Consider the following 23068-nt stretch of genomic DNA (forward strand, 5'->3'; position numbering starts at 1 on the left):
CCATCGACAGTCCGACGGTCCTCCGCACTCTCCTCCCGTGAGAGCAGGAGCCCTCGACCGAACGGAGCTCGCCATCGTGAAAGTCGCAGTCCTCGGCGCCGGTGCGATCGGCGCCTACGTCGGAGCCGCGCTGCATCGCGCCGGCGCCGACGTGCATCTCGTAGCCCGTGGACCGCACCTCGCGGCCATGAGGCAGCACGGCGTCCAAGTACGCAGCCCCCGCGGTGACTTCACCGCCCGGACCCACGCGACCGACGACCCCTCGGGGATCGGCCCGGTCGACTACGTCTTCCTCGGCCTCAAGGCCAACTCGTACGCGGCGTGCGGGCCGCTCATCGAGCCACTGCTGCACAGCTCGACGGCCGTGATCGCGGCCCAGAACGGCATCCCCTGGTGGTACTTCCACCGGCACGGCGGCCCGCACGACGGGCAGCGCGTCGAGAGTGTGGACCCGGGCGGCGCGGTCAGTGCGGTGCTCGCGCCCGAGCGGGCCATCGGCTGCGTCGTCTACGCCGCGACGGAGCTCGAAGGCCCCGGCGTCGTACGCCACCTCGAAGGAACCAGGTTCTCCATCGGGGAGCCCGACCGCTCGGTGTCGGACCGGTGCCTCGCCTTCAGCCGGGCGATGCAGGCCGGGGGCCTCAAGTGCCCGGTCGAGCCCGAGCTGCGCGGCGACATCTGGATCAAGCTGCTCGGCAACATCTCGTTCAACCCGATCAGCGCGCTGTCCCGGGCGACCATGCGGCAGATGTGCCTGCACGGCGGCACGCGCCGGGTCATCGAGATCATGATGACCGAGACGCTCGCCGTCGCCGGGGCGCTGGGCTGCCGGCCCGACATCTCCGTCGAACGGCGCCTGGCCGGGGCCGAACGCGTCGGCGACCACCGCACCTCCACACTCCAGGACCTGGAGCGCGGCAAACCGCTCGAACTCGACGTGCTGCTCGCGGCCGTCGTGGAACTCGCGGAGATCACCGGCGTCCCGGTCCCGACGCTCCGCACCGTCCACGCCATCTCGGATCTGCTCGCCGACCGCATGAGGAGCGCGGCATGAAGAAGCGGGACCGCACCCCCAGGACGTACACCCGCCTCACCCATCCCCTCGTCCGGGACTCACGCGACGAGCCGTTCCGCCGCGCCACCTGGGACGAGGCGCTCGCCAGGGCGGCGGACGGGTTCCGGCGCGCCAAGGAGGCGCACGGCCCGGACGCGTTCGCGATGCTGTCCTGCGCGCGCGCCACGAACGAGATGAACTACGTGGCGCAGAAGTTCACACGCGTCGTGATGGGCACGAACAACGTCGACTCGTGCAACCGCACCTGTCACGCCCCGAGCGTCGCGGGCCTGTCCGCGGCGTTCGGCTCGGGCGGCGGCACCTCCTCGTACGAGGAGGTCGAGCACACCGACCTCGTCGTGATGTGGGGTTCCAACGCCCGCTTCGCGCACCCGATCTTCTTCCAGCACGTCCTGAAGGGGATCAGGAACGGGGCGCGGATGTACGCCGTCGATCCGCGCCGCACGTCGACCGCCGAGTGGGCGGAGAGCTGGCTCGGACTGAACGTCGGCACGGACATCCCGCTCGCCCACGCCGTCGGGCGCGAGATCATCCACGCGGGCCTGCACAACAAGGCGTTCATCGAGCGGGCCACGACCGGCTTCGACGAGTACGCCGAGCTGGTCGAGCCGTGGACCCTCTCCCTCGCCGAGAAGGTCACGGGCGTCCCCGCCGCCGCCGTCCGCGACCTCGCGCACGCCTACGCCACCGCCGAGCGCGCCCAGCTGTGCTGGACCCTCGGCATCACGGAGCACCACAACGGCACGGACAACGTGCGGGCGTTGATCAATCTGTCGCTGCTCACCGGGCACGTCGGCCGCTACGGCTCCGGCGTCCAGCCCCTGCGCGGGCAGAACAACGTCCAGGGCGGCGGCGACATGGGCGCCATCCCCAACCGGCTGCCCGGCTTCCAGGACATCCTCGACGCCGCGCACCGCGTCAAGTTCGAGCGGGCGTGGGGCACGCAGATCCAGCCGCGGTACGGGATGACGCTCACCGACATGTTCGAGGCGATGGAGCACGGCGAGCTGCGCGCCGTGTACTGCATCGGCGAGAACCCCGCCCAGTCCGAGGCCGACAGCGAGCAGGCGATACGCCGTCTCGCGGCCCTCGACCACCTGGTCGTGCAGGACATCTTCCTGACGAGGACGGCCGAGATGGCCGACGTCGTGCTGCCCGCGACGGCCGCGTGGGCGGAGACGGACGGCACGACGACCAACAGCGAACGGCGGGTGCAGCGGGTGCGCGCGGCGCTCACCCCGCCCGGCGAGGCCCGCGAGGACATCGACATCATCTGCGAGGTCGCCGCGCGCCTCGGCCACGACTGGAAGTTCGCCGACTCCGAGGCCGTGTGGAACGAGCTGCGCGCCCTGTCGCCGGACCACTTCGGCATGACGTACGACCGCCTGGAGGAGCACCAGGGCCTTCAGTGGCCGTGCCCCGACCTGGAGGTCCTGCCGTCGAGCTTCCTGCACGGGCGGCTGTGGGAGTCGGACCCGGCGCTGCGCGGTCCCGCGGCGCCCTTCGGTCTCGTCGCGCACGACCCGCCCGTGGACCTGACGGACGAGTCGTTCCCGATCCGCCTGACGACGGGCCGGCGTCTCGACTCGTACAACACCGGTGTCCAGAGCGGGGGTTACGCCTCTCCGCTGCGGCGCGGCGAGTACGTCGAGCTGTGCCCGGAGGACGCGGAGCGGTACGGCGTCGTGGTGGGCGAGGAGGTGCGGGTGTCGTCGCGGCGCGGTGTCGTGGTGGCGCCCGTGTGGATCGACCCGGCGCTGCGGCCCGGTCTCGCCTTCATGACCATGCACTTTCCCGACGAGGTGGACACCAACCAGCTGACGATCGAGGCGAACTGCCCGATCGCGGGGACGGCGGAGTTCAAGGCGTCGGCGATCCGTATCGAGAAGCTGCCCGTCGCGGCCGTGAGGAGCTGAGACCGGACATGGATCTGCACTTCGGTGACAGCAAGCCCACCGACGAGGAACGCGAGGCGGTGGACGCGCTGCTCGGGCCGCCCGGGTCGGCGTGGGAGACGCCCTTCGGCGACTCGGCGGTCCGTTCGGACGCGGATCTGCGCTGGGCGCGCGGCGGACGTGCGGCGCGGGAGCGGCGGGACCTGCTGTTGCCGGGGCTGCACGCGGTCAACGACCGGGTCGGCTGGATCAGCGAGGGTGCCCTCGACTACCTGTGCCGGCGGCTGACGGTGCCGCCGGCGGAGGCGTACGGGGTGGCGACGTTCTACTCGATGTTCTCGGTGAGACCGCGCCCGGCGACCGTGCTGCACGTGTGCACGGACGTGGCGTGCGCGGCGGCCGGCTCCGCCGGGCTCTGCGCGGGGGTGGAGGGGCGGCTGGGGCCCGGCAGCGGGGTCTCGGTCGAGCGGAGCCCTTGTCTGGGGCTGTGCGAGCGGGCTCCGGCCGCGCTGGTGGTGCGGGCGGGTTCGCCCGCGGCGGGCCCCGGGGGCCCGCCTCCGGACCCCCGTCCCTCACAGGCCGGCGGGGCTGAGAAGCCGCATACGACCGCCGTCATAGCCCCCGCCACCCCCGAAGCCGCCGTCCTCGCCGCCACCGCCCCCGAGGCCGCCGAGCCCGAACCGCCCGCCTCGCTCGCCGTCCCGCAGGCCGGGCAGCCCGGACTCACTCTGCTGGGCCGCGTCGGCGTCGTGGACCCCGCCTCGCTCGACGACTACCGGTCCCACGGCGGATACACCGCCCTGCGCCGGGCGTTCGAGCTCGGGCCGGCCGGGGTGATCCGTGAGGTGACCGACGCGGGCCTCGTCGGCCGCGGCGGGGCGGCCTTCCCCACCGGCGTGAAGTGGAAGGCCACCGCCTCGCAGCCCGACCATCCGCACTATCTGGTGTGCAACGCCGACGAGTCCGAGCCCGGCACCTTCAAGGACCGGGTCCTGATGGAAGGGGATCCGTACTCCCTCATCGAGGCCATGACGATCGCCGGGTACGCGGTCGGCGCCCACCAGGGGTACCTGTATCTGCGCGGTGAGTACCCGCGCGCGCTGGGCCTGTTGGGCAACGCGATCGAGCAGGCGCGCGCCCGCGGGCTCCTCGGCGACGACGTGCTCGGTCAGGGCTACGCCTTCGACATCGAGATCCGGCGGGGCGCGGGCGCCTACATCTGCGGCGAGGAGACCGCGCTCTTCAACTCCATCGAGGGCTACCGCGGCGAGCCGCGCTCCAAGCCGCCCTTCCCCGTGGAGAAGGGCCTGTTCGGCAAGCCGACGGCCGAGAACAACGTCGAGACGCTCGTGAACGTGCTGCCGATCCTGACCATGGGCGCCGAGGCGTACGCGGCGATCGGGACGCGGAAGTCGACCGGGCCGAAGCTGTTCTGCGTGTCCGGGAGCGTCGAGCGGCCCGGTGTCTACGAGCTGCCGTTCGGCGCGACACTCGGCGAACTGCTCGCCCTCGCGGGGACGTCCGAGAACCTGCGGGCCGTGCTGCTCGGCGGCGCCGCGGGCGGCTTCGTGCGCGCCGACGAGATGGACATCCCGCTCACGTTCGAGGGGACGCGCGCGGCCGGCGCGACCCTCGGCTCGGGCGTCGTCCTCGCCCTCGACGACACCGTGCCGCTGCCGCGCATCCTGCTCCGCATCGCCGAGTTCTTCCGGGACGAGTCGTGCGGGCAGTGCGTGCCGTGCCGGGTGGGCACGGTGCGGCAGGAGGAGGCGCTGCACCGGATCGCCGAGCGGACGGGCGCGGCGGCCGCCGGCGACATCGCGCTGCTCAGGGAGGTGGGGCGGGCCATGCGGGACGCCTCGATCTGCGGTCTGGGGCAGACCGCGTGGAACGCCGTGGAATCCGCCATCGACCGCCTGGGGGCGTACGAATGACCGCCATACCGCTGGGAGTGCCGCGCCGCCTCGTCGAGTTCACGCTGGACGGGCAGGAGGCGCGGGTGCCCGAGGGGTCGACGATCCTGGACGCCTGCCGGGCCGCGGGCAAGGACATCCCCACGCTGTGCCAGGGCGACACCCTCACACCGAAGAACGCGTGCCGGGTCTGTGTCGTCGAGGTCGAGGGCGCCCGCACCCTCGCCCCGGCTTGCTCACGCAGGGCCGAGGCGGGGATGGAGGTGCGCACGGACACGGAGCGGGCCCGGCACAGCCGCAAGGTCGTCCTCGAACTGCTCGCCTCGTCCGTGAACCTGTCGACGACTCCGCGCGCCGCCGAGTGGATCAAGGAGTACGAGGCGAAGCCCGACCGGTTCGGACCGGACGCGGCGCGGGTGGACGAGGAGCCGCGCGTCGACAACGAGCTGTACGTCCGGGACTACGACAAGTGCATCCTCTGCTACAAGTGCGTCGACGCGTGCGGCGACCAGTGGCAGAACACGTTCGCCATCTCGGTCGTGGGGCGCGGCTTCGACGCCAGGATCGCCGTGGAGCACGACGCGCCGCTGACGGACTCGGCGTGCGTGTACTGCGGCAACTGCGTCGAGGTGTGCCCGACGGGCGCGCTGTCCTTCAAGTCGGAGTTCGACATGCGGGCGGCGGGGACCTGGAACGAGGCGGAGCAGACGCGGACGACGACGGTGTGCGCGTACTGCGGAGTGGGCTGCAACCTCACTCTCCATGTGCAGGACAATGAGATCGTCAAGGTCACCTCGCCGCACGACAACCCGGTGACCCACGGCAACCTCTGCATCAAGGGCCGCTTCGGCTATCAGCACGTACAGAACCGGGACTGATCGACACATGGGACGCGTCACGGAACGACGCAAGGTGCTCCGCATCCGGGACGAGCAGGTCTCGAGCAGGCCCGACACGCTCGTCGCCGAGGAGCCGCTGGAGATCCGGCTGAACGGCAAGCCCCTCGCCATCACGATGCGCACCCCGGGCGACGACTTCGCGCTCGCGGCGGGGTTCCTGGTCAGCGAGGGCGTCCTCGGCGCGACGGAGGAACTGCAGAGCATCGTGTACTGCGCGGGGGCCACGCTGGGGGTCCCCCCAGGCCCTTCAGGCGCTGGGGAAGGGTCGAATACGTACAACGTCGTGGACGTGCGCACCGCTCCCGGTGTGGTGCTCCCCGACATCACGCTCGAACGCAACGTGTACACGACGTCGTCGTGCGGCCTGTGCGGGAAGGCGAGCCTGGACGCCGTCCGTACGACGACGCGGTTCGCCATCGACGACACTCCCCCGGTCCGGATCGGGCCCTCGCTCCTGGCGAGCCTCCCCCACCGGCTGCGCGAGGCCCAGCGGGTCTTCGACCGGACCGGGGGTCTGCACGCCGCGGCGCTGTTCTCGGAGGCCGGGCAACTGCTCGACATCCGCGAGGACGTGGGCCGGCACAACGCGGTGGACAAGCTCGTCGGGCGCGCCCTCCAGAGCGGCGCGCTTCCCCTGTCCCGCGCGATCCTGCTCGTCTCGGGCCGCGCTTCCTTCGAGCTCGCGCAGAAGGCGGTGATGGCGGGCATCCCGGTCCTCGCGGCCGTGTCCGCGCCGTCGTCGCTCGCGGTCGACCTGGCCGTCGAGACCGGCCTCACGCTGGTCGGCTTCCTGCGGGGGCCCAACATGAACGTGTACGCGGGAGAACACCGCATCGCCCTGCGGGCCGCGGCCGCCCAGGGCTGACCGGATTCCCCGCGGCACGGCGACGGGGCCCGGATCCGGCGGGGAGCGCCCCCTGCGCCGGCCGGGCCCCACGCGCCGACGCCCCGGCACCCCTCTTTCCTACCTCCCCGGCTCGCCGGACACCCGCTCCAGCATGTCCAGGAACGCGGCACGCTCCTTCGCCGAAAGCGGCGCCAGGAGCGCGGCGTTGGCGTCCTCGGCGGCCGCGGCGCACCGCCGTAGCGTCGCGGTGCCCCGGTCCGTGACCGTGACGGCGTTCTTCCGGCGGTCCTTCGGGTCGGGGGCGCGGACGACGAGTCCCGCGTCCTGGAGGTCGTTCAGGACGCCGACCATGTCCTTGGGGTCGAGCGAGACGCTGCGCACCAGGTCGGCCTGGGCCACGGGTTGCAGGTCCGTCACGGCGCACAGGACCACGTGGTGCCACATCTTCAGGCCCTCGCGGGCGAGCGCGTCGGCGACGAGGCCGCGCCCGCGCTCCGCGGCGCGGCCGAGGCGCCAGCTGGGGAGGGTGCGGATGGCGCCCAGGGCGGGCCGGTTCTCGGACATGGGGGCAGCTTAGCCAATAACCGTTGGACTTCCCAATGAATCTGCGTATCGTTGGCGCCCCCAACGACTCCACGCCCGGGAAGGCGGTGTGCCGATGCGGCGCATCCGGTACGAACACAGCGGCGGCCCCGACGTCCTGTTCCTGGAAGACACACCCGTCCCCGAGCCGGGTCCCGGTGAACTCCTCGTCCACACCGAGGCGATCGGTGTCACGCTGCCCGTCGTCCGCAAGGTCCGAGAGCCGCGGGAACCCATCGCGCTGGGCGGCGAGGTCGCCGGTGAAGTGGCGGCCGTGGGCCCCGGCGTGACGGAGTACGCCCCCGGCGACCGCGTCACCGGCCTCGTCTTCGGGCACGGATACGCCGACTACGCGCTCCTGCACGTCGCCATGGCGTCACCGGTGCCGGACGGCGCGCGCGCCACCGACGCGGTGGCCCTGGTCCGCAGCGGGCTCGTGGCGTACGGAGCGTTGCAGGCCGCACGCCCCGAGCCGGGCGAGGCGGCGCTCGTCACGGCGGCGGCGAGCGGTGTCGGCCATCTGGCCCTGCAGCTCGCGGCGTCGAGCGGGGCCTGCCGGGTCACGGGCGCGGTGTCGGGTCCCGGCAAGGCGGAGTTCGTACGCGGACTCGGCGCGGACGACGTGGTGATCTACGACGACGAGACCTGGGGCGATCCGGTCGACTACGTCCTGGACGCGGTGGGCGGCGAGCTGCTGACACCGGGCCTGAAGGCGCTGGCCCCGCACGGGCGCCTCGTCGCGTACAGCTCGGGCGGCGGCACCGTCGAGGCGTACGACCTGCTCGTGGGCGCCAAGTCCGTCATCGGTTTCCAGATGGCGCTCATCGCTCGGGGGAAGCCCGAGACCTACGAACGGTGGCGCAAAGAGCTGTGGCGGCTGTTCTTCGAGGGGGCTCTGCGGCCCGTGGTGCACGCGGAGTTCGCCCTGGAGGACGCGGCACGGGCCCACGAGGCCATCGAGGGGCGCGTCAATCTCGGCAAGGTCGTCCTGATCCCCTGATGCACGGTTCTTGTGGCGTGCCGAGCGTCCCAAGTAGCGTCTGTGACCCGGACATTGGACGTGGGATGTCTGGATGTCCAGACGCATGAGCCGTGACATCAGTCTTGACACGAGCCGTTGAAGGGTGGCCGCACCATGCCGTCAAGCCTCCGCGTACGTCTGAGATCCCTGGGCACATCCGTCGTCACGCTGCTCGCGGTGGCCGCGGGAGCCGCCCTGCCCGCGCAGGCCGCCCAACCGGCCGGCGCGGCGCCGGCGGCCCGGACGGCCGCGACGCAGCCGTCGTTCGAGCAACAGGTCCTCTTCAAGGCTTCCCAGGATCCCGGGTACGCCTGCTACCGCATTCCCGCCGTCGTGAAGACGAAGCAGGGGACGCTGCTCGCCTTCGCCGAGGGGCGGACGAACGACTGTTCCGACGCGGGCGACATAGACATCGTGGTCAAGCGGTCCGAGGACGGCGGCCGCACCTGGAGCCCGCTCCAGGTCGTCAACGAGGGCGCCGGTGACACCCACGGCAACCCCGCACCCGTGGTCGACCTCAGGACGGGCCGCATCCTGCTCGCGGAGACGTACAACACCGGCCGCACGGACGGCAAGAACTGCGACGTTCCGTGCGACCGCACTCCGCACCTCCAGTACAGCGACGACGACGGCCGCACCTGGTCGGCACCGCGCGACCTGAGCGACGAGATCCTGCCGAAGGACTGGAACTCCTGGTACGCGACGGGACCCGTGCACGGCATCCAGCTCACCCAGGGGCGCCACCGCGGCCGGCTCGTCTTCACCGTCAACGCCGAGACCTGGAACGGCAGCCGCGTCACCGCGAACCACGCCGCGCTCATGGTCAGCGACGACGGCGGCAGGCACTGGCGGGTCGGCGCGAAGGACTCCTGGCCGATCGCGGACGACGGCACCTTCCGGCAGAAGCCGTCCGAGATGACCGTCGCCGAACTGCCCGGCGGCACCCTGTACGTGTCGGGGCGCGAGCAGGACGGCACCGACCTCGGTCACCGCACGCACACCTGGAGCGGGGACGGCGGCGACTCGTTCACGCGGCGCTTCACGGCGATCCCCGACCTCTACACCCCGCAGGTGCAGGGTTCGGTCCTGCGCACCGGCAACCGGCTCCTGCTGGCCTGCCCCGGCGATCCCGACCGGCGCCGGACCATGACCGTCCGCTCCTCGTACGACGGCGGGCGCACCTGGGACAGCTTCGACCGCTCGACCGTGGTGACGACCGACTGGTCCGGCTACTCGGACCTCGTGCAGGCGACCCGTGACCGGGTGGGCCTCATGTACGAGGGCGGCGCGGTCGACGCCCGCGACGAGATCCGCTTCGCGCGCTTCACCGAGGACTGGCCGGCGCCGCGCCGCGGCGCCGACCCGACGACGCAGGACCGGGCCCACGACGCGCGGGACGCGGCCGTGCTCGGCGGCGCCTCCCCGACCGCCGGCCGCTTCGGCGGGGCGCTCTCCTTCGACGGCAGGGACGACGCCGTAAGGCTCCCTTACAGCGACCGGCTGCCGCTCGGCACGAAGGACTTCACCGCGTCGCTGTGGTTCCGCTACTCCGCCACGACCGGTGAGCAGCCCCTGCTGTGGATGGGCGGCATCGGCACCACGCAGCCGCAGGTGTGGCTGCGCGCCGAGCCCGCGAGCAACCGCGTCACGGGCCTGATCACCACGCGGGACGGAGCCGCGGCCCCGCGAACGGCCTCGGTGCGCACCGCCACCGCGTACAACGACGGCCAGTGGCACCACGCCGTACTGCGGCGCGGCGGAGGTCGGCTGACACTCACCGTCGACGGGACGTCGGTCGCCACGCCCGACGTGCCGGGCTCGGTCAGCCGCAACTCGCCGTTCGGCGTGCACGTGGGCGAACGGATGGACAGCCGGGCGCACTTCACCGGCGCGATCGACGAAGTCCGCGTCCAGGACCGGGCGTTGAGCGACGCGGAGCTCGGCACCCCGCTCACCACTGTGACCCCGGACACCGTCCTGTGGCTGCCCATGGACCGCGTGCGCGGCGGCCACTAGCGTCCGAAAGGTGCCCGCGGACACGGAGGCGGCGCGCCGCAGGAGCGCGGGAGCGGGTCTCGGCCTGCTGCTGGCCCTGGTGTGCGCCGCCGCCCTGCTGACCGCCCTCCCGGGCGAGGACCGGGAGGGCGGTCGCCCGTGCGCGGCGCGCAGCATCGCCTCGTGGTCCGCCGACCCCGGCCTCACGGACGCGTTCGCCCGCTACGGCGACGACGCGTCGCGGGGCGACGACTGGACGGGCGGCGACGGCACGCACTCCGTGCGGCTCCCGGACGGGCGGGTCCTGTGGCTGTTCTCCGACACCTATCTCGGGCAGGTGCACGCGCCGCCCGATCCGGCGGGCCGGCCCCATGCCTGGCGGGACCTCTCGGCGCCGTTCGTGCGCAACTCGGCCGTGCTGACGGACCGTTCGGGCACGCCGGAACGCACACTGCCCGCACCCCTGTTCCCCGACCCGGCGCCGCAGCAGTGGCGCTGGCCCGTCGCGGCCCGCGTCGAGCCCCGCTCCCCCGGCTCCGCCGAGCGGGTCGTCCGCGTCCTGCTGTGGACCCGCACGACGGGGACGGGCACCTGGATCTACGGCGTGCCCGCCGCCACCGAGGTCGCCACGCTGTCGCTGCCCGGCCTGCGCGTCGAGAGCGTCGCCACGGTCCTCGACCAGCGGGGCGTGCCGGACCCGGCGCGGCGCGTCCTGTTCGGCACGACGGCCGTCGAGCGGGGCGGCTGGACGTACGTGTTCGGCGGTGACGACGGTCAGGGGGCCACGCGCCACGCCTATGTCGTCCGGGTGCCGCTCGGCCGGCTCGCCGAGCCGGGGGCGTGGCGCTACTGGGACGGCTCGCGCTGGACAGGCGCTCCACGGCCACGGCCGGTCCTCGGCGACGGTGAACGGCGCGGGGTCGGCAGCGCGTTCACCGTCGTGCGCGACGGCGGTACGTACGTCCTGTTCACGATGGCCTCCGGCACCGCGGGCCTGACCCGCGTCACCTCCTACTGGGCCTGTACCCCGACCGGGCCCTGGCACGGCCCCGCGAAGGGCTTCGAGGCACCGCTGCCGCGGGACGGGGCGCTCCGGCAGGGCACGGCCGCGTACAACCCGCAGGCGCACCCCGCGCTCGGCGGTGGTGACGGGCGCGTGCTGCTCAGCTACGACGTCAACTGGCTGGACGCGACGCCCGCCACCGCGCAGGCGCAGGTCAGCGCGAACGTGTCGCTGTACCGGCCGCGGTTCGTGGCTGTGCGGCTCGCTCCTGCCTCGCGCTGACCTGTTCCAGGGGGTCGAGCGCCCGGCGCTTGGCGATCACGGCGCACACCATCAGCTGCATCTGGTGGAACAGCATCAGCGGCAGCACGGCGAGGGAGGCGTGCGCCCCGAACAGGACGCTCGCCATGGGCAGTCCGGCCGCCAGGGACTTCTTCGACCCGGCGAACTGGATCGCGATGCGGTCCTCACGCCCGAAGCCGAGCGCCTTGCCGCCGTACCAGGTGACAGCCAGCATGACGGCGAGCAGCACCGCCTCGACGACGAGGAGCCCGCCCAGGCGCACCGCGCTGACCTGGTGCCAGATGCCCTGGACCATGCCCTCGCTGAACGCGGTGTAGACGACGAGCAGGATCGAGCCGCGGTCGACATAGCCCAGGATCTTCTTGTGCCGCGCGATGAAGGAGCCGACCCAGCGGCGCAGGAACTGCCCGGCGAGGAACGGCACGAGCAGCTGCAGAACGATCTTGACGAGGGAGTCCGCGGAGAACCCGCCGCCGCTGTTGCCGAGCAGGCCCGCCGCGAGCAGCGGCGTGACGACGATGCCGGCCAGCGAGGAGAAGGAGCCCGCGCAGATCGCGGCGGGCACGTTGCCTCGGGCCATGGAGGTGAAGGCGATCGACGACTGGATCGTCGAGGGTACGAGGGTGAGGAAGAGCAGACCGTCGTAGAGGGACGGCGTGAGGACCACGGGGACGAGGCCGCGGGCCGCGAGGCCGAGGAGCGGGAAGACGACGAACGTGGCGGCGAGGACGGTCACATGGAGCCGCCAGTGCCTGAGCCCGTCGAGGGCCTCGCGGGTCGACAGGCGCGCCCCGTAGAGGAAGAAGAGGAACGCGACGGCGGTGGTCGAGGCACCGGACGCGACATCGGCCGCACCACCGCGCGCGGGAAGGAGCGCCGCGAGGCCCACCGTCCCTATGAGCGCCAGGATGTAGGGGTCGACCGGCATCCAGGACGGCCAAGTCAGGCGTTTCACGGGTTCCATGTTCCTTGCTGTCGGTTCAGGTCGTGCCCTCTCCATCGTCCTCCTGATCACCGCGATCGGGAATCCGGCATACCGCACTGACTGTCATCACGTTCCGCGATGGGCGCGGGTAGGGTCGGGGCCATGTACGACCCCTCGCAGCTGCGCACGTTCCTCGCCGTGGCCCAGACCCTGAGCTTCACACAGGCGGCCCGCCGCCTCGGCCTGCGCCAGTCCACGGTCAGCCAGCACGTGCGGCGCCTGGAGGACGCCACGGGGCGGACCCTGTTCACGCGGGACACGCACACCGTCGAGCTCACAGAGGACGGTGAGGCGATGCTCGGCTTCGCGCGCCGGATCCTGGAGGTGCACGAACAGGCGTCGGCGTTCTTCACCGGCACGCGGCTGCGGGGACGGCTGCGCTTCGGGGCCTCGGAGGACTTCGTCCTCACGCGGCTCACCGAGATCCTGGAGGCGTTCCGGCACGACCACCCCGAGGTGGACCTGGAGCTGACGGTCGAACTGTCCGGGACGCTGCACGAACAGCTCGACGCGGGCAAGCTCGACCTGGTCCTCGCCAAGCGGCGGCCCGAGGACCCGCGCGGCGAGTCCGTGTGGCACGACCGGCTGGTGTGGATCGGCGCGGAGCGGCTGCGCCTGGACCCGGACCGTCCGGTGCCCCTCATCGTGTATCCGCCGCCGGGCATCTCACGGGCCCTGGCCCTCGAAGCCCTGGAGCGGCACGGCCGCGCCTGGCGCGTGGCCTGTACCAGCGGCAGCCTCAACGGCCTGATCGCGGCGGCCAGGGCGGGCCTCGGCGTGATGGCGCACGCGCGCGGCCTGATCCCGCCCGGCCTGGTCCGCGTACCGGAGCGGGCCGGGCTGCCGGAGCTGGGCGAGGTGGACTTCGTCCTGCTGCACGGGCCGCGGCACGCCAGCGCTCAGGGCGACGCCGCTGCGCAGGCGCTGGCCCAGGCGATCCTCGACGGGGGCGACCGGCTGCACCGCAGCCGCTAGCGGGAGCGGTGCAGCCGGTCGACGGGCGGCTGGTACGTCAGCCGCTCGCCCCTCCGCAGGAACGGCGACGCCTCCACGCGCCGGCCGCCTTGGGACCGGCCGAGCTCGCCGCTGAGGTACGCGTGGGGGCCGGCGGCGTCCCGGGGCACGACGGTGGCGACCAGGCGCCGGGGATCGCGGGCGCCGCGGTGGAGCCGGAGCGCGGGGGCATGGCGGGCGGCGCGGTGAACACGTTCCCGCAGCCCGGCCACGCGCTCGCGGTGACCGCCCTCGGCACCGCACTGACGTCGACACCCACGTCGACGACGCAGCACCCACTGCCGCACGGCGCCGCGCGCACGCTCGCGGGCTGCGGGACGAGGGCCCTCAACGGAGTGGTCCCGGAGCACGCGCTGCGGGCGGCCTTCACGCCGGGGCTCGACGCGGCCTCCGTGGTCGCGGGCTGCGCGGCGCTCGCCGCGGAGGTGCTGCTCCTCGCGCTGGTGAGGGCGCCGCCGACCGCTCACCACCCACGGGGAGCGACCGCCGCCGCGGCCGCCCGGGAAGGTCGTGGACCGTCCGTGGAGAAATCGGAAGCGACCAGTCCGCCCAAAAACCCCGCAGCGGACCCCCGGTAAGCGCTCCGTACAGATTCCGTGGAGATTGCGCCACCGAAACTTACTGAACCGTAAGAATTCTGTCCCGCCCTTCCCCTTGTGGCCGTATTTCACCGGCTGACCAGTGCATATTCCGCGCGCTCCGGCCCATTTGGACCCCTCCCGCCGGGGCGCGGGGTGGGGTACCGTCACCGGCGCTGTGCGGAGCGCCACAAGGAGCAACATTGCGCGAGTTCACCAACCCCCCTCTGGCGTCGGCGCCGCCGGTGGGCGGCCTGGCCGACGCCGTGTTCGACCATGCCCTGGAGGATCCGCTGCGCGTCGCGCTGGGCCGCAAGGACGATGCGGGCCGCTGGTACGACGTGACTGCCGCCGAATTCCGTGACGAAGTGCTCGGGCTCGCCAAGGGACTGCTCGCGCAGGGCGTCCGCTTCGGCGACCGCGTCGCGATCATGTCGAGGACCCGCTACGAGTGGACCCTCTTCGACTTCGCGCTGTGGACGATCGGCGCGCAGGTCGTGCCGATCTACCCGACGGCGTCCGCGGAGCAGGTCTTCTGGACCCTGCACGACGCGCAGGTGTCGGCCGCGATGGTGGAGCACGAGGACCACGCGATGACGATCGCCACCGTCATCGACCGGCTGCCCACTCTCAGCCGGATGTGGCAGCTGGACGCCGATCCCGTGCCCCGTCTCATCGAGGCCGGTGCCCACATCGACGACGAGGTGGTGCACCGCCACCGGCGCGCCGTCACCCCCGACTCCATCGCCACGATCATCTACACCTCGGGCACCACGGGCCGCCCCAAGGGCTGCGTCATCAGCCACGCGAACTTCATGTTCGAGTCGGACACGATGGTCAGCCGCTGGGAGCCGGTGTTCCACTCCAAGCGCGGCGACGAGGCCTCGACCCTGCTGTTCCTGCCGCTCGCGCACGTCTTCGGGCGCATGGTGCAGATCGCCACGATCCGCGGCGGCGTGAAGCTCGGCCACCAGCCGCAGCTCAACGCGGCGGCTCTGCTGCCGGACCTGCAGTCGTTCCGCCCGACGTTCATCCTCGCCGTGCCGTACATCTTCGAGAAGGTCTTCAACGCGGCTCGCCGCAAGGCCGAGAAGGACGGCAAGTCGGGTCCGTTCGACAAGGCCGTCGAGTGCGCCGTGAAGTACGCGGACGCGCAGGAGGCCAAGGCGTTCGGCACCGGACCCGGACCGTCCGCTTCGCTGCGCATGCAGCACTCGATCTTCGACAAGCTCGTCTACTCCAAGGTCCGCGAGGCGATGGGCGGCCGCGTGCGGCACGCGATGTCGGGCGGCTCGGGCATGGACCGCCGCCTGGGCCTGTTCTTCGCGGGCGCCGGCGTCACGATCTACGAGGGGTACGGGCTCACCGAGTCCACGGCCGCGGCCACCGCGAACCCGCCGGAGCAGACCCGCTACGGCACGGTCGGCCAGGCCATCCCCGGCACCACGGTCCACATCGCCGACGACGGCGAGGTCTGGCTGTACGGCGCCAATGTGTTCCAGGGGTACCTCAACGACCCGAAGGCCACCGACTCCACCCTGCACGACGGCTGGCTGGCCACCGGCGACCTCGGCGCGCTCGACGACGACGGCTACCTGACGATCACCGGCCGCAAGAAGGAGATCCTCGTGACCTCCGGCGGCAAGAGCGTCTCGCCGCAGCAGCTGGAGGAGCGGGTGCGCGACCATCCGCTGGTCGCCCAGTGCATCGTCGTCGGCAACGACCGCCCGTACATCGCCGCGCTCGTGACGCTGGAGGCCGAGGCCGTCGAGCACTGGCTGAACATGCGGGGCAAGCCCTCGCTGAAGCCCGCCCAGCTGGTCCACGACCCGGACCTGGAGACCGAGGTGCGCAGGGCCGTCGTGGCGGCGAACACCCTGGTCTCGCAGGCCGAGTCGATCCGTACGTTCCGGATACTGGCCTACCAGTTCACCGAGGAGCACGGGCTGCTCACGCCGTCCCTGAAGCTGAAGCGGAAGGCGATCGAGACGGCGTACGCGGAGGAGGTCGAGGCGCTGTACCGGGGCTGATCGCGCGCCGGTACGTTCCCGACGGTAACCCCGACACGAGCCCCTGACCCGGCCGTGAACCGTTTCTGACGGTTCATCAATTACCGATGCGTCAGTTATTGACGGTTCATCAGGTCGCACACAGAATCACCCTCACCCGACGGAGGGGGCCCATCGTGTCGCGATCTGTCCGCGCCATCACCGCCACTGTGGCGGCACTGCTGCTCGCCACCGCATGCAACTCCGCGGCGACCGGCAACTCCCCGGACAGCAAGGGAAGTCCGGTACGCGGAGTGACGGACGACGCCATCAAGGTCGGCGGCATCGTCTCCATGACGACCGCCAGCGGCTACAGCAAGAAGGACACCGACCTCGGCGCGAGGGCCCGCTTCGCCCGCGCCAACGCCGAGGGCGGGATCAACGGCAGGAAGATCGACTACCTGGGCGCGGAGGACGACGGCCAGGACCCGGCCAAGAATCTCGCCGCGGCCCGCAAACTCGTCCAGCAGGACAAGGTGTTCGCGATCTCGCCGATGAGTTCGGTGACCTTCTCCGGGGCCGACTTCCTGCAGAAGCAGAAGGTCCCCACGTTCGGCTGGGGCACGATCCCGTCCTTCTGCGGACCCACCTACATCTACGGCTTCGGCGGCTGCATGGTCCCGATGCCCGGCGGCACCATCTCGCAGACCTGGCCCGAGGGCCTCAAGCAGGTCACGCACGGCGCCCAGGGGAAGACCGTCGCCATCCTCGCCAACGACAACGACGCGGGCACCTTCGCCATCCGCACCTACAGGCAGAGCTTCGCGTCCGCCGGATACAAGGTCACCTTCGCCAAGTCGTCCGTGCCCGCGACCTCGGTGCCGAGCGACTGGTCCGCGTACACGAAGGAGATCCTGCGCAGCGACGGCGGCAAGGCGCCCGACATCGTCGTCTCCGTCATGCAGACCCCGTACAACATCGGCCTGTTCACCGCCGTCAAGCGCTCCGGGTACCGCGGTGTCCTCACCGACCCGACCGACTACGACCCGGGGCTGCTCGCCAAGAGCGCGACGAAGGAGGCGCTCGACGGCGTGCACATCCTGCTGACCTTCGAGCCCTTCGAGACGCGCTCGGCGGCGATGAGGCAGTTCAAGGCGGACATCAAGAAGGCGTCGGGCGGGAAGGACGTGCCGCTCAACATGCACATGATGACCGGCTACATGTCCGCCGACCTGTTCCTCTCCATCGCGCAGAAGGCCGGCCGGGACCTCACCGTCGCCTCCTTCCAGAAGGCCGCGAACGGGTTCTCCGACACCGGCACGATGGTCGGCGACCGCGCCCTGCCCAAGGGGCAGAAGGAGTCGTTCGGCTGCGGCGCCCTCGTCCAGCTCAAGAACGGGGCGTACCACGTCTCGTCACCCTTCAAGTGCTACGAGCCCATCCCGTTCAAGTAGGGGGCGCCCCGCATGTCCGACCTGCTGGCCTTCGTGCTGAGCGGGCTCGTGTCCGGTGCGCTGTACGCGCTCCTCGCCACCGGCCTCGTCCTGTCCTACTCCGCCTCCGGCCTCTTCAACTTCGCCCACGGCGCCACCGCCTACCTGTGCGCGCTCGCCTTCTACGAACTGCACTCCGGTCTCGGCTGGCCCGCCGTACCGACCGCGCTCCTCCTCGTCTGTGTCGCATCTCCCCTGCTGGGATGGGGACTTGACCGGCTGATGTTCCGCAAGCTGGCACGCGTCGGCGAGACCGCGCAGATCGTCGCGACGATCGGTCTCCTCGTCGCGCTGCCCGCGCTCGGCCTGTGGGTGGTGGAACTGCTCGACGACGCGGGCGTGTCCGTCAAGCCCGCCGAGAACCAGTTCGGGCTGCCGGGCGTGGGCCCGAGCCCCGCGAAGAACTGGCAGCCGATGGACGGCGTCGGCATCGACTCCGACCAGCTGATCACCTGGGTGACGACCGCCGCGGTCGCGCTCGGCCTGTGGATCCTGATGCGGCACACCACGCTCGGCCTGCGCCTGCGGGCAGCCGTCGACAACCGCTCACTCGTCGAACTGCGCGGCATGAGCGCCGACCGGCTCTCCACCGTGGCGTGGATGCTGTCGTCCGGGCTCGCGGGCCTCGCCGGCGTCCTCGCGACCCCGCTGCTCGGCCTGTCCGCGCACGACTTCACGCTGTTCCTGTTCGTGTCGGCGACCGCCGCGGTCCTCGGGCGCTTCGCCTCCGTACCCCTCGCCTTCGCGGGCGGACTCGGCCTCGGCGTCCTGCAGAACCTCGTCGCCGGCTACTCGTCCTTCGCCGAACGCATCACGGGCTTCCGCACCGCCGTCCCGTTCCTGATCCTCTTCGCCGGACTGCTGCTGCTCACCCGGCGCCGGCGCACGGCGGGGACGGCCGCCGCCGACGCACCGCCCGTCGACTACCTCGCGGGCCGCTCCTGGGCACGGAAGTGGGGGCCGTGGGCGGTGGCCGCCGTGCTGCTCGCAGCCGCCTTCTACACGGTGACGACCCCGTTCTGGAGCGGCATCCTCGCCCAGGGCCTCGCCCTCTCGCTCGTCTTCGTCTCGTTCACCGTCGTGACGGGGCTCGGCGCGATGGTGTCCCTCGCGCAGGCCACCTTCGTCACCGGCGCGGCGCTCGTGGCCGGGCTCCTGATGAGCCACGGCTGGCCGTTCATCGCGGCGGCGCTCGTGGGCACCTGTGTCGCGGCCGTCCTCGGGGCGCTCGTCGCGCTGCCCGCGCTGCGCCTGGGCGGCCGCACCCTGGCCCTCGCCACACTCGCCCTGGCGTTCCTCGCCGACCAAGTCCTCTTCCAGATGGGCTGGCTGAGGAACGGCGACACCGGCTGGGAGATCCCGCGCCCCGTCTTCGGCCCCGTCGACCTGAGCGACGACCGGGCGATGGGGGTCGCGATGGTCGTCCTGTGCGCGGCCGCCGTGGCCGCCCTCGGCGCGCTGCGCAACTCCCCCTCGGGCCGCGCGATGCTCGCCGTGCGCTCGGCGCCCGCCGCGGCGATGGCCTCCGGCGTCTCCGTGATCCGTACCAAACTGCTCCTCTTCACCCTCTCGGCCGGCCTCGCGGGCTTCGGCGGCGTGATGTACGCGTCGTACAACACCCGCATCACCGCCACCGACTTCACCGCGATGACGGGCCTGATCTGGCTCGCGGTGGTCGTCGCGGCAGGGGTACGGCGCCCGCAGTTCGCGGTCGTCGCGGGCCTCGTCTACGCGATCGTGCCGCACCTCGTCGCGGACTACGTCACGGACTCCGTCCATCTTCCGGTCGTCCTGTTCGGCCTGGCGGGCCTCGCACTCGCCAACGACCCGGACGGGTACTGCGCGGCGATCTCCGTACGACGGCACCGGCGCAAGAGTACGAGGACGGCGACGGGAGTCTCCGTCTCCGAAGCGACGGGCCCGGCCCCGGCACCCGCCCCCGACAGCGGCACCCCGCCCGCCCTCGAACTGCGCGGCCTGCACGCCGGATACGACGGCGCCCCTGTCCTGCACGGGGTCGGCATCGCCGTCCACCCCGGCGAGATCGTCGCCCTCCTCGGCCCCAACGGCGCCGGGAAGTCCACGACGTGCCGTACCGCCGCCGGACTCCTCACACCCCTGCGGGGGCAGGTGTACGTCGCCGGGCGGGACGTCACACGCGAGGGCCCCGTCCGCCGGGCGCGGACCGGCGTACTCCTCGCCCCCGAAGGGCGCGGCATCTTCCCCGCCCTCACCATCGAGGAGAACCTCACCCTGCACCTCGCCGACAAGCACGCGCGCGATGCCGTGTACGAGCGCTTCGCCGGGCTCGCCGCCCGCCGCGACGTGACCGCGGGCGCGCTCTCCGGCGGTGAGCAGCAACTGCTCGCCCTCGCCCCGCTCCTCCAGGAGCCACCCCGGGTCCTCATCGCCGACGAGCCGTCCCTCGGTCTCGCGCCGCGCATCGTCGAGGACGTGTTCCGGCTGCTCACCGAACTCCGCGACGCCGGAACGGGGCTGCTCCTCGTCGAGGAGAAGGCCACCGAGATCCTCGGCGTCGCCGACACCGTCGCGTATCTCGACCGGGGGCGCGTCTCGTGGTGCGGCCCGCGCGCCGAGGTGCGGGCCGACCGGCTCACCGAGGCCTACCTGGGGCTCGCCGCGAGCGGACCGGGCACGGCGCAGGACACGGCGGAGGAAGGGGCGGTGCGGCCATGAGCGAACCCACTGGCGGACCCGTGCTCGAAGCGGCCGGAGTCGGCGTCCGGTTCGGCGGGATCCGCGCGCTCGACGGGGCCGGCGTGACGCTGCGCGCCGGCGAGGTGTGCGGCCTCATCGGCCCGAACGGCGCGGGCAAGACCACGTTCTTCGACGTCGTCTCCGGGATCCGGCGCCCCGACGAGGGCCGCGTCCTTCTGGACGGCGAGGACATCACGCGCCGCTCCCCCGTGTGGCGGGCCCGCCACGGGATACGCCGCACGTTCCAGCGCCAGCAGCTCTTCGGCCAGCTCACGGTCGCGGACAACCTGCTGGTGGCGCAGGAGTGGCGGGGCGGCGGGGGCGGACTCGCCGCCGACCTGCTGGCGGCGCCGACCAGACGGACGTACGAACGGCGCCGTCGCGAGCGGGCGTCGTCGATGCTGCGCGCGTGCGGCCTCGACGCGCTGGCCGGGGAGTACGCGGGGGCGTTGCCCGTGGGCCGGGCACGCATGGTCGAACTGGCCCGGGCGGGGGTGGAGGGGGCACGGGTGGTGCTGCTCGACGAGCCCGCGTCCGGAATGACAGATGATGAAATCTGTCAGCTGAAATCCGTCATCCGTCATCTGTCGGACCAACAGGGCTGCGCCGTGCTCCTCGTCGAGCACAACGTCGCCTTCGTCATGGAGCTCTGCTCCCGCGTGGTCGTGCTCGACCTCGGGACCGTGCTGGCCGAGGGGACCCCGGCGGCGGTTCGCGCCGACTCGGCCGTGCGGGACGCCTATCTCGGTTCGGCCGGGTGAGCGGGGTCCGGGGCGCCGCTGTGAACACGCCGTGAACGGGAATGCGTACCGGCCCGTGATCGTTGACGATGGGAGTACCAACCGACAACGCGAAGGATCGAGAGCTCGTGAGCAAGGTCCCCCCGATCATCCTGAACAACGGCGTCGAGATGCCCCAGCTCGGTTTCGGCGTCTGGCAGGTGCCGGACGCCGAGGCCGAGAAGGCTGTCGCGACGGCCCTGGAGGCCGGGTACCGCAGCATCGACACCGCCGCGATCTACGGCAACGAGGAGGGCACCGGCAAGGCCGTCGCCGCCTCCGGCATCGCCCGCGAGAAGCTCTTCGTCACCACGAAGCTGTGGAACGCCGACCAGGGCTACGACGCGACGCTGCGCGCCTTCGACGCCTCCCTCGACAAGCTGGGTCTCGACTATCTCGATCTGTACCTGATCCACTGGCCGCTGCCCTCGAAGGACAGCTACGTCGACACGTACAAGGCCCTCGAGAAGATCTACGCGGACGGCCGGGCCAAGGCCATCGGTGTCTCCAACTTCCTTCCGGAGCACCTGGAGCGCCTCCTCGGCGAGACGTCGATCATCCCGGCGGTCAACCAGATCGAGCTGCACCCGCACCTCCAGCAGCGCGCCGCGCGCGAGTTCCACGCGGAGCAGGGCATCGCCACGGAGGCCTGGTCGCCGCTGGGCCAGGGCAAGGGCCTTCTCGAGGTGCCTGCGATCGTCGCCATCGCCCAGAAGCACGGGCGCACGCCGGCTCAGGTCGTGCTGCGCTGGCACGTCCAGCTCGGCAACGTGGTGATCCCCAAGTCCGTGACGCCGTCGCGGATCGTGGAGAACATCGACGTGTTCGACTTCGAGCTGGACATCGAGGACATCGCGGCGATCAGCGCGCTCAACGAGGACCGTCGCCTGGGTCCCGACCCGGCGACGTTCGACGTGGCCTGACCGCTTCACGCCTACGGCTTCGTGTGCCCCGTCTCCGTCCGGAGGCGGGGCACACGTGTGTGTGTGGGGGGCGCGGGGCGTCAAGCCCGGCCGTAGAGGTCGGCGAGCGCTTCGGCCGTGACCCGGATGCGCCGGCGCAGCTCAGCGGGTTCCAGAACCTCGATACCGGCGCCGAGCCGCAGGAACGTGTCGTGGGCGTGGTCGACGGACTCGATGGGAACGACCGCTCGGGTCCAGCCGTCGGGTTCCGGGCGGGCGGTGGTGCGGGCCGCTTCGCGCAGCGCGGGGCCGGGCAACCGGTCGGCGGCGCCGGGCGCGAGTCGTACGACGGCTTCGCCGCTGTGCAGTCGGCCGTGGAAGTCGTCCTGGCAGGCGCGCCAGTACGCCGCGAGATCGAAGTCGGCAGGCCGCTCGAACTCCTCCTCACCGATGTCGAGTTGGAGGATCTGGTCGACGCGGTAGGTGCGGACGTCTCCGGTTCCGGCGGAGGCGATCACGTACCAGCGGCCCGCCTTGAGTACGAGTCCGTACGGTTCGAGGCGGCGTTCGACGTCGGTGGGGGCGCGCCAGCGGCGGTAGCGGACGTGCAGGACGCGGCTGTTCCAGACGGCGGTGGCGACGGCCGGGAGGTGGGGGACGTCGTCCTCGTCGGCGTACCAGCCGGGGGCGTCGAGGTGGAAGCGCGCGCTGATGCGTTCGGAGTGGGCCCGCAGCGCGGCGGGGAGCGAGGCCCGCACCTTGAGCTGGGCGGCGGCGAGCACGGGGCCGAGGCCGAGTTCGGCGGCGGGCCCCGGTGCTCCGGCGAGGAAGAGGGCCTCGGCCTCGTCGGTCGTGAGGCCGGTGAGGCGGGTGCGGTAGCCGTCGACGAGCTGGTAGCCGCCGGCGTGCCCGGCGTCGCCGTAGAGCGGTACGCCGGCCGCGTGCAGGGCGTCGATGTCGCGGTACACGGTGCGTACGGACACGTCGAGGGCGGCGGCGAGCTGGGCGGCGGTCATTCTGCCGCGCGTCTGGAGCAGCAGCAGGACGGACACCAGTCGGCTGGACTTCACTGACACAG

The 23068-nt window shown here is 72.1% G+C and carries 18 protein-coding genes; 15 read left to right on the forward strand and 3 right to left on the reverse strand.

What is annotated here, in order from left to right:
• The first annotated feature begins 76 nt into the window (after positions 1–76).
• From ACFC96_RS01365 to fdhD, 5 genes are read left to right on the forward strand one after another with little or no spacing between them, the layout of a single operon-like run.
• Complete coding sequence (locus tag ACFC96_RS01365; protein ID WP_376251551.1) at positions 77–1054, forward strand: 2-dehydropantoate 2-reductase; 978 nt, start codon at positions 77–79, stop codon at positions 1052–1054.
• A complete protein-coding gene (locus ACFC96_RS01370; RefSeq protein ID WP_376251550.1) occupies positions 1051–2991 on the forward strand; it encodes a molybdopterin oxidoreductase family protein in 1941 nt (646 codons plus the stop codon). The genes ACFC96_RS01365 and ACFC96_RS01370 overlap by 4 nt, the downstream gene beginning before the upstream one ends.
• Positions 2992–2999: 8 nt before the next feature.
• Positions 3000–4904 carry an NAD(P)H-dependent oxidoreductase subunit E gene (locus ACFC96_RS01375; RefSeq protein ID WP_376609494.1) on the forward strand — a complete coding sequence of 635 codons (1905 nt, stop codon included), beginning with the start codon at positions 3000–3002 and terminating at the stop codon, positions 4902–4904.
• Complete coding sequence (locus ACFC96_RS01380) at positions 4901–5761, forward strand: 2Fe-2S iron-sulfur cluster-binding protein (protein ID WP_376251547.1); 861 nt, start codon at positions 4901–4903, stop codon at positions 5759–5761. The genes ACFC96_RS01375 and ACFC96_RS01380 overlap by 4 nt, the downstream gene beginning before the upstream one ends.
• A gap of 7 nt (positions 5762–5768) precedes the next feature.
• Positions 5769–6647 carry a formate dehydrogenase accessory sulfurtransferase FdhD gene (fdhD, locus tag ACFC96_RS01385; RefSeq protein ID WP_376609496.1) on the forward strand — a complete coding sequence of 293 codons (879 nt, stop codon included), beginning with the start codon at positions 5769–5771 and terminating at the stop codon, positions 6645–6647.
• A 99-nt stretch (positions 6648–6746) separates the two neighbouring features.
• Here the strand turns inward: fdhD and ACFC96_RS01390 are convergent, their stop codons facing one another.
• Positions 6747–7193, reverse strand: a complete 447-nt coding sequence (locus ACFC96_RS01390) for a MarR family winged helix-turn-helix transcriptional regulator (RefSeq protein ID WP_376251545.1) — start codon at positions 7191–7193, stop codon at positions 6747–6749.
• Between the two features lie 94 nt (positions 7194–7287).
• Between ACFC96_RS01390 and ACFC96_RS01395 the strand changes: the two genes are divergently transcribed.
• The 3 genes from ACFC96_RS01395 to ACFC96_RS01405 all read left to right on the forward strand — a co-directional run bounded on the left by ACFC96_RS01395 (position 7288) and on the right by ACFC96_RS01405 (position 11512).
• Positions 7288–8211, forward strand: a complete 924-nt coding sequence (locus ACFC96_RS01395) for a zinc-binding alcohol dehydrogenase family protein (protein ID WP_376609498.1) — start codon at positions 7288–7290, stop codon at positions 8209–8211.
• 135 nt (positions 8212–8346) lie between these two features.
• Positions 8347–10248 carry an exo-alpha-sialidase gene (locus ACFC96_RS01400; protein WP_376609500.1) on the forward strand — a complete coding sequence of 634 codons (1902 nt, stop codon included), beginning with the start codon at positions 8347–8349 and terminating at the stop codon, positions 10246–10248.
• A 10-nt stretch (positions 10249–10258) separates the two neighbouring features.
• Positions 10259–11512: a hypothetical protein gene (locus ACFC96_RS01405; protein ID WP_376609502.1), complete on the forward strand. Its 1254-nt coding sequence runs from the start codon at positions 10259–10261 to the stop codon at positions 11510–11512.
• Here ACFC96_RS01405 and ACFC96_RS01410 read toward each other — a convergent pair.
• The gene (locus tag ACFC96_RS01410) at positions 11445–12488 is read right to left on the reverse strand and encodes a bile acid:sodium symporter family protein (RefSeq protein ID WP_376251539.1); all 1044 of its coding nucleotides are present in this window, start codon (positions 12486–12488) and stop codon (positions 11445–11447) included. The two genes, ACFC96_RS01405 and ACFC96_RS01410, sit on opposite strands and share 68 nt — an antisense overlap.
• A 132-nt stretch (positions 12489–12620) precedes the next feature.
• Between ACFC96_RS01410 and ACFC96_RS01415 the strand changes: the two genes are divergently transcribed.
• The 7 genes from ACFC96_RS01415 to ACFC96_RS01445 all read left to right on the forward strand — a co-directional run bounded on the left by ACFC96_RS01415 (position 12621) and on the right by ACFC96_RS01445 (position 22011).
• Entirely contained in the window at positions 12621–13493 is an 873-nt protein-coding gene (locus tag ACFC96_RS01415) for a LysR substrate-binding domain-containing protein (protein WP_376251537.1), read from the forward strand.
• Between the two features lie 8 nt (positions 13494–13501).
• Positions 13502–14110 (forward strand): hypothetical protein, encoded by a 609-nt coding sequence (locus tag ACFC96_RS01420; protein ID WP_376609504.1) that lies wholly within the window; start codon positions 13502–13504, stop codon positions 14108–14110.
• Positions 14111–14313: 203 nt separating this feature from the next.
• The gene (locus ACFC96_RS01425) at positions 14314–16140 is read left to right on the forward strand and encodes an AMP-dependent synthetase/ligase (RefSeq protein ID WP_376251534.1); all 1827 of its coding nucleotides are present in this window, start codon (positions 14314–14316) and stop codon (positions 16138–16140) included.
• Positions 16141–16295: 155 nt separating this feature from the next.
• Positions 16296–17552, forward strand: a complete 1257-nt coding sequence (locus ACFC96_RS01430; protein WP_340459648.1) for an ABC transporter substrate-binding protein — start codon at positions 16296–16298, stop codon at positions 17550–17552.
• 12 nt (positions 17553–17564) lie between these two features.
• The gene (locus ACFC96_RS01435) at positions 17565–20288 is read left to right on the forward strand and encodes an ATP-binding cassette domain-containing protein (RefSeq protein WP_376609506.1); all 2724 of its coding nucleotides are present in this window, start codon (positions 17565–17567) and stop codon (positions 20286–20288) included.
• Positions 20285–21070 (forward strand): ABC transporter ATP-binding protein, encoded by a 786-nt coding sequence (locus ACFC96_RS01440; protein ID WP_376609508.1) that lies wholly within the window; start codon positions 20285–20287, stop codon positions 21068–21070. The genes ACFC96_RS01435 and ACFC96_RS01440 overlap by 4 nt, the downstream gene beginning before the upstream one ends.
• Before the next feature lie 68 nt (positions 21071–21138).
• Positions 21139–22011 carry an aldo/keto reductase gene (locus tag ACFC96_RS01445; protein WP_376609509.1) on the forward strand — a complete coding sequence of 291 codons (873 nt, stop codon included), beginning with the start codon at positions 21139–21141 and terminating at the stop codon, positions 22009–22011.
• Between the two features lie 80 nt (positions 22012–22091).
• Here ACFC96_RS01445 and ACFC96_RS01450 read toward each other — a convergent pair whose 3' ends face one another.
• Positions 22092–23060 carry a helix-turn-helix transcriptional regulator gene (locus ACFC96_RS01450; protein ID WP_376609511.1) on the reverse strand — a complete coding sequence of 323 codons (969 nt, stop codon included), beginning with the start codon at positions 23058–23060 and terminating at the stop codon, positions 22092–22094.
• Positions 23061–23068 lie beyond the last annotated feature (8 nt).

The sequence above is a fragment of the Streptomyces sp. NPDC055955 genome, from assembly GCF_042270245.1.
Taxonomy (GTDB): Bacteria; Actinomycetota; Actinomycetes; order Streptomycetales; family Streptomycetaceae; genus Streptomyces.

Bases quoted from the DNA above. Each gene is read 5' to 3' on its own strand.
- ACFC96_RS01370 (WP_376251550.1), top strand. From the start codon at position 1,051: ATGAAGAAGCGGGACCGCACCCCCAGGACGTACACCCGCCTCACCCAT.
- ACFC96_RS01375 (WP_376609494.1), top strand. From the start codon at position 3,000: ATGGATCTGCACTTCGGTGACAGCAAGCCCACCGACGAGGAACGCGAG.
- ACFC96_RS01380 (WP_376251547.1), top strand. From the start codon at position 4,901: ATGACCGCCATACCGCTGGGAGTGCCGCGCCGCCTCGTCGAGTTCACG.
- fdhD (WP_376609496.1), top strand. From the start codon at position 5,769: ATGGGACGCGTCACGGAACGACGCAAGGTGCTCCGCATCCGGGACGAG.
- ACFC96_RS01390 (WP_376251545.1), bottom strand. From the start codon at position 7,193: ATGTCCGAGAACCGGCCCGCCCTGGGCGCCATCCGCACCCTCCCCAGC.
- ACFC96_RS01395 (WP_376609498.1), top strand. From the start codon at position 7,288: ATGCGGCGCATCCGGTACGAACACAGCGGCGGCCCCGACGTCCTGTTC.
- ACFC96_RS01400 (WP_376609500.1), top strand. From the start codon at position 8,347: ATGCCGTCAAGCCTCCGCGTACGTCTGAGATCCCTGGGCACATCCGTC.
- ACFC96_RS01415 (WP_376251537.1), top strand. From the start codon at position 12,621: ATGTACGACCCCTCGCAGCTGCGCACGTTCCTCGCCGTGGCCCAGACC.
- ACFC96_RS01435 (WP_376609506.1), top strand. From the start codon at position 17,565: ATGTCCGACCTGCTGGCCTTCGTGCTGAGCGGGCTCGTGTCCGGTGCG.
- ACFC96_RS01440 (WP_376609508.1), top strand. From the start codon at position 20,285: ATGAGCGAACCCACTGGCGGACCCGTGCTCGAAGCGGCCGGAGTCGGC.
- ACFC96_RS01445 (WP_376609509.1), top strand. From the start codon at position 21,139: ATGGGAGTACCAACCGACAACGCGAAGGATCGAGAGCTCGTGAGCAAG.